Origin of the sequence: Streptomyces sp. TS71-3 (genome assembly GCF_018327685.1) — a bacterium.
In the GTDB taxonomy this organism is placed as follows: Bacteria; Actinomycetota; Actinomycetes; order Streptomycetales; family Streptomycetaceae; genus Streptomyces.
Window position 1 is genome coordinate 5,443,712 of the sequence record NZ_BNEL01000001.1, and the last position, 11,289, is coordinate 5,455,000.

Annotated in this window: 9 protein-coding genes and 1 rRNA gene (1 of these 10 running past the window's edge); 5 read left to right on the forward strand and 5 right to left on the reverse strand. The window is 72.3% G+C overall.

Translation table 11 applies throughout. The features are described from left to right. Positions 1 to 30 precede the first annotated feature (30 nt). Positions 31 to 375, reverse strand: coding sequence for a DUF962 domain-containing protein (locus Sm713_RS22205; RefSeq protein ID WP_212911308.1), 345 nt, complete (start codon positions 373 to 375; stop codon positions 31 to 33). A gap of 90 nt (positions 376 to 465) precedes the next feature. Here Sm713_RS22205 and Sm713_RS22210 point away from each other — a divergent pair, with 90 nt between their 5' ends. After that, a complete protein-coding gene (locus Sm713_RS22210) occupies positions 466 to 732 on the forward strand; it encodes a hypothetical protein (protein WP_212911309.1) in 267 nt (88 codons plus the stop codon). Between the two features lie 120 nt (positions 733 to 852). On the opposite strand, the gene Sm713_RS22215 is transcribed toward Sm713_RS22210, so the two are convergent. Continuing rightward, entirely contained in the window at positions 853 to 1,740 is an 888-nt protein-coding gene (locus Sm713_RS22215) for a M15 family metallopeptidase (protein WP_212911310.1), read from the reverse strand. A gap of 69 nt (positions 1,741 to 1,809) precedes the next feature. On the opposite strand from Sm713_RS22215, the gene Sm713_RS22220 reads away from it, so the two are divergent. Then, on the forward strand, positions 1,810 to 2,346 hold the full coding sequence (locus Sm713_RS22220) for an NUDIX domain-containing protein (RefSeq protein ID WP_212911311.1): 537 nt from the start codon (positions 1,810 to 1,812) through the stop codon (positions 2,344 to 2,346). Positions 2,347 to 2,571: 225 nt separating this feature from the next. Here Sm713_RS22220 and Sm713_RS22225 read toward each other — a convergent pair whose 3' ends face one another. Further along, on the reverse strand, positions 2,572 to 4,926 hold the full coding sequence (locus Sm713_RS22225; RefSeq protein ID WP_212911312.1) for a glycoside hydrolase family 31 protein: 2,355 nt from the start codon (positions 4,924 to 4,926) through the stop codon (positions 2,572 to 2,574). Positions 4,927 to 5,140: 214 nt separating this feature from the next. On the opposite strand from Sm713_RS22225, the gene Sm713_RS22230 reads away from it, so the two are divergent. Together Sm713_RS22230 and Sm713_RS22235 are read left to right on the forward strand one after the other, a co-directional pair. Next, positions 5,141 to 7,105 (forward strand): acetoacetate--CoA ligase, encoded by a 1,965-nt coding sequence (locus tag Sm713_RS22230; RefSeq protein ID WP_212911313.1) that lies wholly within the window; start codon positions 5,141 to 5,143, stop codon positions 7,103 to 7,105. Between the two features lie 115 nt (positions 7,106 to 7,220). Then, positions 7,221 to 8,114: a hypothetical protein gene (locus Sm713_RS22235; RefSeq protein ID WP_212911314.1), complete on the forward strand. Its 894-nt coding sequence runs from the start codon at positions 7,221 to 7,223 to the stop codon at positions 8,112 to 8,114. A 70-nt stretch (positions 8,115 to 8,184) separates the two neighbouring features. Here the strand turns inward: Sm713_RS22235 and ptsP are convergent, their stop codons facing one another. Further along, a complete protein-coding gene (ptsP, locus tag Sm713_RS22240) occupies positions 8,185 to 9,855 on the reverse strand; it encodes a phosphoenolpyruvate--protein phosphotransferase (RefSeq protein ID WP_212911315.1) in 1,671 nt (556 codons plus the stop codon). A 157-nt stretch (positions 9,856 to 10,012) separates the two neighbouring features. Then, on the reverse strand, positions 10,013 to 10,462 hold the full coding sequence (locus Sm713_RS22245; protein WP_212911316.1) for a PTS glucose transporter subunit IIA: 450 nt from the start codon (positions 10,460 to 10,462) through the stop codon (positions 10,013 to 10,015). A 590-nt stretch (positions 10,463 to 11,052) separates the two neighbouring features. On the opposite strand from Sm713_RS22245, the gene Sm713_RS22250 reads away from it, so the two are divergent. Next, a 16S ribosomal RNA gene (locus Sm713_RS22250) occupies positions 11,053 to 11,289 on the forward strand (it continues 1,292 nt past the right edge of the window).

Consider the following 11,289-nt stretch of genomic DNA (forward strand, 5'->3'; position numbering starts at 1 on the left):
CCGGCATCGGGCGCTACGGCGGCACCGACGTCAGCTGTTCTCGGCCAGCCATTTGGCCGCGATGTCACCGAGCTCCCGGTCACGGCCCGCCAGCATCATGCGGATCATCTGTATGTCACCGCGCAGGGACCATGCGGGGTAGCCGAACGACGCCGGGTTGTTCTTCTCGATGAGCAGGTGTGCCGACCACGCCGCGCCGTATCCGAGCAGCGGCAGGGCGGCCGCGTACCGCTTGCGCCCGCGGGCGAGCCCGTACGTGCTCACCGCGAGTCCCGTGAGGGTGCCGGCGAGGTGCACCCACCGGGTGGCGGCCTTCGAGTGCATGGCGACGTAGTACGGCCAGAATTCTTCATATGAGTCGAAAGTCCGCTGCATGGGAGCACGGTAGTGCTTCCGCGCGCATCGGGCACGCCCCCGGCGCGAGTCGGAACGGGGGCTCACGCCCGCCATCCTAGGATCCGTAGCGTGGCAACTACCTTCGGTGAAATCGTCGAGAAACAGCAGGTGGCGGACGAGGCGTACGCGAAAGTCCAGGAGCTGCGGAACCAGTACGGGCCGCCCGCGGCCGCGGCCCAGACGGAGCAGCAGACCGACACGTACGAGACGGCGCTGCGGGCCTGGCGCGACCTGGACCGGGAAGTACGGGGCGCGATCACGGACTTCGCGAAGGAGCAGGGGCTCGTGAGGCAGGAGGTCGAGGACCGGGTGCGGGCCGAGGCCAACGGCGAGTGACGCGGTGCCGGCGCGGACGGCCGAGCCCGACGGCGGACGCGGCCGTGCCGCCCTGCCGGAACCGCATCCGGCGCCGGGTGCTCGTGACGCGCTCTGGGGCGGCGGGTCCCGGGCCCGCGGTCAGCGGGACAGCGAGCGCCGCGCGACGGGGAAGTCGAAGTAGGTGTCGGGGAAGACCTCCGGCTGGAAGGTGTAGTGCCACCACTCCTCCGGGAGGTTCACGAAGCCCTGCGCGCAGAGGGCGTCCCGCAGGAAGTCCCGGTTGGCCCGCTGTACCCCGGCGATCCGCGGATCGTCCGTGTGGGCGAGCGTGTCGAAGCAGTCGAAGCCGGTGCCCATGTCGACGGAGTTGTCGGGGAAGCGCTCGCCCTTCGGGCCGTAGCACGGCTTCAGGGGCTCGCCGGGCACGTAGGGGCGCGTGGGGAGCGCGGGCAGCCGTACGACCGTCAGGTCGACCGTGGAGCCGCGGCTGTGCCCCGACTTCTCCGCGATGTAGCCGTCGGCGAAGAGCCGGGTCTTGTCGACCTGCGGGTAGAACTCGGCCTTCATGCGCTGGTCGTCCAGGTCCTTCGCCCACCGGACGAACCAGTCGACGGCGCGCTGCGGCCGGTAGCAGTCGTACACCTTCAGGGAGTAGCCCTTCGCGAGCAGCGCCCGCTGAGCCTTGTGCAGGGCGTTCGCTGCGGCCCTCGTGAGGATGCACATCGGCCGGTCATAGCCGTCCACGGGCACTCCCGTGAAGTTGTGCGGGGTGAAGTAGCGCATCTCCTGAATGATCGTCGGATCGACGTCCCTGAGCGCGGTGAACTCCCTGGGAGCCTTCGGCTCCGGCTGGGCCCGCGCCGGTGCCGCCGCGCCCGCGAGGGCGAGCAGCGCCGTGAGCGTCACGGCGAGCCTGCGCAGCGCGGGACGCCTGCGGGCGGCCGCGCGGGAGCCCGCGGGGGCCTGCACGAGACGGGCGCCGCGGCGCCGTCCGACGGAGAGCGGGAGGGACGTGAATCGTGTCATGTCCCTGATCTACCAGGAGTGCGGGTACCGCGGAAGACGCCAGGCAGATGATCAGATACAGTCCGCCGCGTGTCCGACACCCAACACCCAACTCCCAACTCCGCACCGAACTCGCACTGCTCGAGCTGCGGGGCGCCCTACGCGGGCGATGTGTCCGGCTGGCCCAGGACGTGTGCCTCCTGCGGCCATGTGGCCTACCGCAACCCCCTTCCGGTCGCCGTGGCCCTCCAGCCCGTGTACGACTCCAAAGGCACCTCTCTCGTCGTCGTGACCCGGAGCATCGCTCCCGCGCGCGGGGGCACGGCCCTCCCCGGCGGCTTCATCGACGACCGCGAGGACTGGCGGCACGCCGTCGTCCGCGAGCTCAAGGAGGAGACGGGCATCGACGCGGCCGGCCGCGACGTGCGCCTCGTCGATGCCGTGAGCTCGCCCGACGGGCACCTGCTCCTCTTCGGCCTGCTGCCCGAGCGGCCCGCACCCGAGCTGCCGCAGTCCGCGCCCACCTCGGAGACCGAGGGCTGGGACCTGCTGCGCAGGCCGGCCGAACTCGCCTTCCCGCTGCACACGGCGGTCGTACAGGCGTGGTTCGAGGGCCGCTACATCTGAGTCCGTGACCCGGCGGCGTCAGCGCCGGGTGCCGCGGCGCCGGCAAGGGCCCCGAGGGGCCCTCTGACGGCCTGTCCGGACCTGCCGCCCGCCCCCGGGACCACGCTCCCGGGCCGGCCGCTCAGGCGCCCGTCTCCGGCCTCTCGTCCGCCCGGGTCCGCGGCCGGTGCCCGGGACGCGGCCGCAAGCAGTCGCGGGTTGGCGTCACCGTCCCCGTGGACGGCGTCACAGCCCCCGTATCCGCACGGGACGGCCCGCCGTGCGCGGGCCCTTGCCCGTCTCCCGCTGCACCGTCACCCGTTCACCCGCCCGGCGCGTGCGGTACCTCTCGGTCTCCGGCACCGCCCACCCGTCTCCCGGATCGTCGACGAAGAAGCCGCCGCCCGGACGCCCCACGGCCGGCGCCCACACCTCCAGCTCGATCCCGCCGCTGCCGCCGAGCACCGGCACCACCGCACCCGCCCGCGCCAGCACCGGCGCCCGTGACAGCGGCGCCGGGACGACGACCTGCCCCGGGCCCTCGTGGGCCTCCTCCGTGCACGTGTCGTACCAGCGGCCGGCCGGCAGCCGCACCGTCCGCGCCCGCGCACCCTCCTCCATGACCGGCGCCACCAGGAGCGCCTCCCCGAGGAGGAACGCGTCCTCGCAGTCGCGCAGCGCGCGGTTCTCGGGAGAGCTCCACCACACCGGCCGCACCCACGGTGCGCCGGTGCGACGGCTCAGGTGAGCGAGCGTCATGAGGTACGGGCCGAGGCGCCGCCGCTCGGCGAGCGCCACGCGCGCGTGCTCCGCCATCTCGTCCGCCAGCCCGAAGGGTTCGCCGCCCGGATGGCCGGCGCCGGCCGTGCGCAGCAGGGGCAGGTAGGCGGCCAGCTGCAACTGGCGGACCCTCAGCTCCCCTGCCGCCTCGCCCCGCCCGCCGCCCAGGTCCGGCGCCGCGAGCGGCACCCCGCACAGCCCCAGCCCCAGCACCACGGACAGCGCCGAGCGCAATCCCTCCCACGTGTCCGCCACTTCGCCGGCCCAGGCCCCGCCGTACCGCTGCATCCCCACCCAGCCGGATCGCGCCAGCAGGAAGGGCCGACCGCCGGGGCGCAGCAGGGACAGCGCCTCGTGGGCGGCACGCAGCAGGCCGAGACCGTAGACGTTGTGAGCGCTGCGGTGGTCGCCGCCGTGGCCGTCCAGGTCGTGCCGGGCCGAGCGTGGCAGGGTCGCGTCGCCGAACGCGACACGTGCCACCGGCTCGTCGAGGGTGTGCCAGAACCCGGCGAAGCCCTGCTCCAGGCGCTCCTCGTACCGCTCGCCCCACCAGATCCGGCCCCGTGCGCCCGTGACGTCCGGATACACCGACTCCCCGGCCTGAGCCTCACCCCGCACCAGCCGGCCCGCCGCGTCCCGTACGAAGACGCCCGCGGACACCCCGCTGTCGAACACGGTGTGGCCCGGCTCGGCCTTCACGGCGGGGGAGACGGCCGACACGAGCCTGACACCCTCGGCGAGGAGCTCACCCGCGAGCTGCGGAAGCTTCGGAAACCGCTCCACGTCGACAGTGAAACTCCGCCCTCCCCGGCCATGCCCGAGGACCAGGTGCAGCGCCTCCAGCGGGAGTCCACGCGCGTGATGGCCCGCCACGATCTCGCGTACCTGCTGCTCGCTGCCGCCGTCGGAGAGCACGTGGTGATGCCCGAGCGCCCAGCCGGGCGGCAGCGCCGGAGCGCCCGTCAGCATCGCCCACGTGTGCAGCACGCGCGCGGGAGTGCCGACCACCACCCAGCAGCGCAGCGGACCGCCCTCCACGCGCAGCTGGATCGCCCCCGCGCGGTCGTGCCCCGACCCCGCGCCCTCCTCGCCCTCCCGGAGGGTGACCGTGGCGTCCCAGGAAGTGTCGTGGAACACCAGATGCGTTCCGGCGTCGGCCACCACCAGCTGCACCGGCATCGTGGTGTGCAGGGGACCGTCCTGCGGACCGTAGCCGCCCTGCGGGTCGGTGTTCCACATGCGGTACTGCCCGTCGCGCAGACGCGGCCCGCAGGCCCGGCCCCCGAGGCCGAAGAAGCGAGCGTCCGCGCTCACCTCGGAGCGCTGCACCCAGCGCGTCTCGCCGCCGTTCTGCGCCTGCCACCAGCGCGGCGCACGGTCGCGGCGCAGCAGCACGCCGCCCGGGGTGTGCACCTCGACGGCACCGTGCCGGGAGACGATCACGGTGACCCGCTCGGCCACCACCCGCCATCCGCCGTCCTTGTCGGGCTCCAGGACCGCCCGCAGGTCGGGCACGGGGGCGGCTCCGGCGAGCGCCCAGGACGGCAGCGGACTCGCTCCCTCCCAGCCGAGGAAGACCGTACCGCCCAGCGTCACCGTGATCCGCAGCTCCGACCGCTCGAAGCGGACGACGCCGCCCCCGGGGCCCGGCTCGACTCCCGTCATCGCACCCGGCACCCGCGCCCGCTCGGGCCCGCGCGGGGGCAGTCCCGCGCTGTCGGTGCGGCGCCTGCGCCAGGCCGCGCGCAGGGTCCTAAGCCCACCCGCGGCGCCCGCACCGCGCAGCGTCCTCAACGAACGCACCAGGTCACGACCGTCCATACTGATCACCCTGCCACCCACTCGGGCGTCCGGAGGAGCCGTTCAACTCCCGTTCACCCGTGGCGGGGGCACATCTTCACGGAGGCGACTATGTGGGCCTCACCCTGGCGTGGAAGTCGATCACATGGCATCGTCCCAGTCAGCCGCGTCACGCGCACACCCCGCCCGTGCGCGAACCGACGCCCATCACGCGCCGCAGTCCCGGGAGCCGCCCATGTCCACAGCGAACCCCTCGCCGCTCTGGCAGCCCGACGAGCGCACGATCGAGCAGGCGCGCATCACCCGCTTCCAGGCGTGGGCCGCCCAGCGGCACGGCGCCCCCGCCACGGGCGGCTACGCGGCACTGCACCGGTGGTCCGTGACGGAGCTGGAAGCCTTCTGGGCCGCCGTAGCCGACTGGTTCGACGTCCGCTTCGGTACCCCCTACGCGCGCGTGCTGGACGACCCCGGCATGCCCGGCGCGCACTGGTTCCCCGGAGCCACCCTCAACTACGCCGAACACGCGCTGCGCGCCGCTGACCAGCGCCCCGACGACCCCGCGATCCTCCACGTCGACGAGACCCACGAGCCCCACGCCATCAGCTGGGCCGAGCTGCGCCGCCAGGTCGCCTCGCTCGCCGCCGAGCTGCGCGCCCTCGACGTGCGCCCGGGAGACCGCGTCAGCGGCTACCTCCCCAACATCCCCCAGGCCGCCGTCGCCCTGCTGGCGACCGCAGCCGTGGGCGCCGTCTGGACGTCCTGCTCGCCCGACTTCGGCGCCCGCAGCGTGCTGGACCGCTTCCAGCAGGTCGAACCCGTGGTCCTGTTCACCGTGGACGGCTACCGGTACGGCGGCAAGGACCACGACCGCCGCGAGACCGTCGCCGAGCTCCGCCGCGAACTGCCCGGCCTGCGCGCCGTCGTGCACATCCCCCTGCTGGGCACGCCCGCTCCCGAGGGAACCCTCGACTGGTCGGCCCTCACCGCGGGCAGCGGGGAACCCCGCTACGAGCAGGTGCCCTTCGAGCACCCGCTGTGGGTGCTCTACTCGTCCGGCACCACCGGGCTGCCCAAGGCGATCGTGCAGTCCCAGGGAGGCATCCTCCTGGAGCACCTCAAACAGCTCGGCCTGCACTGCGACCTCGGCCCCGAGGACCGCTTCTTCTGGTACACGTCCACCGGCTGGATGATGTGGAACTTCCTCGTCTCCGGCCTGCTGACGGGCACCACCGTCATCCTGTACGACGGCAGCCCGGGGCATCCGGACACCGGCGCCCAGTGGCGCGTCGCCGCCCGCACCGGGGCCACGCTCTACGGCACCTCCGCCGCCTACGTCATGGCCTGCCGCAAGGCCGGCGTCCGGCCGGCCCACGACCACGACCTCGCCCGGATCCGCTGCGTCGCCACCACCGGCTCCCCGCTGCCCCCGGACGGCTTCCGCTGGCTGCACGGGGTGCGCGACGACCTGTGGATCGCCTCCGTCAGCGGCGGCACCGACGTGTGCTCCTGCTTCGCCGGCGCCGTGGCCACCCTCCCCGTGCACATCGGAGAGCTGCAGGCGCCCTGCCTGGGCACCGACCTCCAGGCCTGGGACCCGCAGGGCAGGCCCGTCGTCGACGAGGTCGGCGAGCTGGTCGTCACCCGGCCCATGCCGTCCATGCCGATCCACTTCTGGAACGACCCGGACGGCCACCGGTACCACGACAGCTACTTCGACACCTACCCCGGCGTCTGGCGGCACGGCGACTGGATCACCCTCACCTCGCGCGGCTCCGTCGTCATCCACGGCCGATCCGACTCCACCCTGAACCGGCAGGGCGTCCGCATGGGCTCCGCCGACATCTACGAGGCCGTGGAGCGGCTCCCGGAGATCCGCGAGTCCCTCGTCATCGGCATCGAACAGCCCGACGGCGGCTACTGGATGCCGCTCTTCGTCCACCTGGCCCCCGGAGCCGTCCTCGACGACACCCTGCGTGACCGCGTCAAGCAGACCATCCGCTCCGACCTCTCCCCGCGGCACGTCCCCGACGAGATCATCGAGGTGCCCGGAGTCCCGCACACCCTCACCGGAAAGCGCATCGAGGTGCCCGTCAAACGCCTGCTCCAGGGCACGCCCGTGGACAGGGCGGTCAACCCCGGCTCCGTCGACGACGTCGAGCTGCTGCGCTTCTACGAGAAGCTGGGCCGCGAACGCCACTGACCGCCCCGACACCCGGCCCGGTCCAGGCGGGACGTGCCCCGGCCCCGGTCCGCTGTCAGTGCCTCCCGCTACGGTGAGTGAGCACTGATCGACCGAGCACACGGGGGGAACGACCATGGCGCACACCGAGCCCGGCACCTTGCAGGAGATCCTGCGGATGGAGATGCCCGCCACCATCGCGCTACTCACCGACGAGGAGGACTTCACGGCGATGCGCCGCTACGGCACCTTCGCCTTCCACGACCATCGCGCCTACCTCCGCCAGATCGAGACCCTGCTGGAAGGACTCGCCGCACAGGGCCGGCACACCTCGGTCGCCCTCTTCGACCCCGAGGAGTACGAGGAGTACTGCGCCGGCGCCGGCCTCGACCCCGACACCTCCGCAAGCCGCACCCGCTTCACCGCCGATCTGGCGGCCACCACACCGACCATCCCGTACGAAGGCCAGCAGCTGGCCGACCTGGTGCCCGCCCTCGTCACGGCCTCGCTGCGCCAGGCCACCTGGGAGTACGCCACCCTGCTGCTGGCCGGCATCGGCGACTGCGCCGCCTGCGGCGAGGACATCGGCTGGGCCTCCTACGCGCGCGCGTCCGACCTGGTCGTCCGGGTGCTGGACCGAGCCGGCCCGGGCACCCACCACCTCGTGTGCAGCGCCGCCACCCCGGCCGACACGCTCCTGTCCGCATTGGACATCGCCTACGACACCCAGGGCAGCGCCCGCGTCGACGAGGCCGCGATCCGCGAGTTCGCCACCGTCCTGGCCACGCCGATCGCCACCGGGTCCGCAGGCGGCCTGGTGGTGCGCACGATCGGCCAGGACACCCGGGACCGGGTCTACGGCTGGCGGCTGAAGGGCTGGAACCTCCAGCCGCTCACCGCCGCCGAGGTCTTCGACGCCTACTGCACCGACACCCTGACCGGGGACATCGTCGCCCCGGAATCGAACGTCGACTACGTCCCGCCGCCCGACCTCGGCGACGACGGCCACCCCGTCGGCCACGCCCACTGACGCGGGCCCGCCCGGGAGGCCGTCCCGTGCCCCCGCTGCTGATCAACGCGGCGGTGGGCACCGTGCGGTGCTAGTTGCCGGCGAGCGCCGCCGCGGCGGCCTCCCGGGCCCCCTCAGCCGTGTCCGCGGCACGCGCCGCGGAGGCCGCGCGCTCGCACTGGGCCAGCGTGTACCGGCCGAGCTTGGCCCGTACATAGGGAATGGACGCCGCCCCCATGGACAAGGAAGTGACCCCGAGCCCCGTCAGCACGCAGGCGAGCAGCGGATCCGACGCGGCCTCGCCGCAGACGCCGCAGCTCTTCCCCTCGGCCTTCGCGGCCTCGGCCGACAGTGCCACCAGGTCGAGGAGCGCGGGCTGCCACGGGTCCTGGAGCCGGGACACGGCGCCCACCTGACGATCGGCCGCGAAGGTGTACTGCGCGAGGTCATTGGTGCCCAGCGACAGGAACTCCACCTCCTGGAGGACCGAGCGCGCCCTGAGCGCCGCGGACGGGATCTCCACCATCACCCCGACCTTCGCCGGCAGCCCCACCTCCCGGCAGGCGTCGGCGAACGCCCGGGCCTCCGTCCGGTCGGCGACCATCGGCGCCATCACTTCGAGGTACACGGGCAGCCCCTCCGCCGCCCTGGCCAGGGCGGTGAGCTGGGTCCGCAGCACCTCGGGGTGGTCCAGCAGGGAGCGCACGCCCCGGACGCCCAGCGCCGGGTTGGGCTCGGCGGCCGGCGTCAGGAAGTCCAGCGGCTTGTCGGCCCCCGCGTCCAGAACCCGCACCACGACCCGCCCCTCCGGAAACTCCTCCAGCACGGCCCGGTACGCCTCGACCTGCTTGTCCTCGGACGGCGCGCTGGTGCTGTCGTCCAGGAAGAGGAACTCCGTACGGAAGAGGCCCACGCCCTCGGCGCCCGCCTCCAGAGCGGCGGCGACGTCCGCAGGGCCCCCGATGTTGGCCAACAGCGGCACCTTGTGACCGTCCGCCGTCGCCCCGGGGCCCGTGGAAGCAGCCAGCACCGCCGCGCGCTCGGCCTCCGCGGCCCGGAGCTGCTCCTTCGTCCTGGCGCTCGGGTCGACGAAGATCTCCCCGGTGCTGCCGTCGACGGCGACCTCGGCGCCCTCGGTCAGCTCGACCGCTCGCGCCAGCGCGACCACCGCGGGAACACCGAGGGCCCGCGCCAGGATCGCGGTGTGGCTCGTGGGCCCGCCCTCCTCGGTGACGAAGCCGAGCACCAGGGCCGGGTCGAGCAACGCCGTGTCCGCGGGCGCCAGGTCCCGTGCCACCAGTACGAACGGTTCGTCGCTGTCCGGCACGCCGGGCATCGGCACGCCGAGGAGCCGGGCCACGATGCGGTTGCGCACGTCGTCCAGGTCCGCGACGCGACCGGCCAGGTACTCACCGGCATTGGCCAGTAGCTCCCGGTAGGCGGCGAAGGCGTCGTACACGGATCGCTCGGCCGTGGTGCCCTCCGCGATGCGCCGCTCGACGTCGGACATCAGCTCCGGATCCTGAGCCATCAGAGCCTGGGCTTCGAGCACCGCCTGCGCCTCACCGCCGGCGAGGTTGCCGCGCGCCATGAGGTCGGCGGCGACCGCCTCCACGGCCTGGCGGGCACGGGCCTGCTCGCGCTCGGTGTCCTCCCCGGCGATCTTCCTGGCGGGGGGTTCGAGAACCGCGGTTCCCATGTGCCGAACCTCGCCGATCGCCACACCGTGGCTCACTCCGACGCCTCGCAGCGTTGTCTCCATTACACGTCTCCGAGATGAGCGGCGGCCCCGGCCACCGCGGTCGTTGTCTACTTGCCGGTCTCCGGCGGCTTGCCCGATCTCCGGCGGGCACACACGGCGAACGAGGAGACCGGCGCGAACGGGGAGGCCCGGATCCCACGCCGGGCCGGCTGGTTCCTCAGGACCAGCCGAAGAGAAGGTCACCTGCCTTCACCAGGCCGTCGTCCACCACGTCCGTCAGCGCCTCGGGGGACGCGTCGAGGGCCACGACCGGGCACACCGGCGACTTGCCCCGGGCCTCGATGGCGGCCGGGTCCCACTTGATCACGGGCTGTCCACGCGTGACGGTGTCGCCCTTGGCGACCAGCAGCTCGAAGCCCTCACCATTGAGCTGGACGGTGTCGATGCCCAGGTGCGTCAGCACACCGTGACCCTCCGCGTCGACCACGGCGAAGGCATGCGGGTGCAGAGCGAGGACGACCCCGTCCACGGGGGCGACGGCCGCACCGGCTTCCCGTACCGGGTCGATCGCTGTGCCGGGCCCCGCCATCGCCCCGGCGAACACCGGATCGGGCACGGCGGCCAGTCCGATGGCGCGCCCGGCTAGCGGGGATGTCACGCTGGTCATGCAGGTCTCCCAGGGTGGCTTGGATGGGCCGGCGCCATCGCTGCCGAACGGGACGGCGCGCTGTTCGGCAGCGTAAATCATGAGAAGTCCCGATTCCCTATGAGAGGTCCCGGTTGGCTGGCGTAGGAGCAGCCACTGATGATTTGCGCCTGTCGTGTGGGGGCTGTAAAGTTGTACTCCTGTCTGGAGCCAGGTGACGCATCAGCGCCGAGGCTCAGTGACAGCTATCAGGTGGGATCTTAACTTCGGACCCGGCCCGGCATGTCCGCGGGGCCGTTGTCAGGGTGCGGAAAATAACCTGGTACAGTCTGTGAACACACCGAAGGGAAACGCCCGGAGGAAAGCCGCGAAGTAGGTTTTCGTGGTGAGTACGAAGGAAGTGTCCGTTCCTTGAGAACTCAACAGCGTGCTAAAAGTCAACGCCAGATATGTTGATACCCCGTCTACCCGAAGACGCTTGCACTGGGTCTTTGTGGTGACGTGGTTCCTTTGAAGTAACAAGAACACAGCGAGGACGCTGTGTGCGGGAAGTTGTATTCCGCTTCCTGCACCGCTCTCGTGATGTGTGACCCACCGTTGGTGGGAAGACATTCACGGAGAGTTTGATCCTGGCTCAGGACGAACGCTGGCGGCGTGCTTAACACATGCAAGTCGAACGATGATCCGGCTTCGGTCGGGGATTAGTGGCGAACGGGTGAGTAACACGTGGGCAATCTGCCCTTCACTCTGGGACAAGCCCTGGAAACGGGGTCTAATACCGGATAGGACACTGGGAGGCATCTTCTGGTGTGGAAAGCTCCGGCGGTGAAGGATGGGCCCGCGGCCTA

What these genes read in the sequence shown, in the direction of transcription:
- Sm713_RS22230 (WP_212911313.1), top strand. Translation starts at nt 5,141, where the DNA reads ATGTCCACAGCGAACCCCTCGCCGCTCTGGCAGCCCGACGAGCGCACG.
- Sm713_RS22225 (WP_212911312.1), bottom strand. Translation starts at nt 4,926, where the DNA reads ATGGACGGTCGTGACCTGGTGCGTTCGTTGAGGACGCTGCGCGGTGCG.
- Sm713_RS22205 (WP_212911308.1), bottom strand. Translation starts at nt 375, where the DNA reads ATGCAGCGGACTTTCGACTCATATGAAGAATTCTGGCCGTACTACGTC.
- Sm713_RS22245 (WP_212911316.1), bottom strand. Translation starts at nt 10,462, where the DNA reads ATGACCAGCGTGACATCCCCGCTAGCCGGGCGCGCCATCGGACTGGCC.
- Sm713_RS22215 (WP_212911310.1), bottom strand. Translation starts at nt 1,740, where the DNA reads ATGACACGATTCACGTCCCTCCCGCTCTCCGTCGGACGGCGCCGCGGC.
- ptsP (WP_212911315.1), bottom strand. Translation starts at nt 9,855, where the DNA reads ATGGAGACAACGCTGCGAGGCGTCGGAGTGAGCCACGGTGTGGCGATC.
- Sm713_RS22235 (WP_212911314.1), top strand. Translation starts at nt 7,221, where the DNA reads ATGGCGCACACCGAGCCCGGCACCTTGCAGGAGATCCTGCGGATGGAG.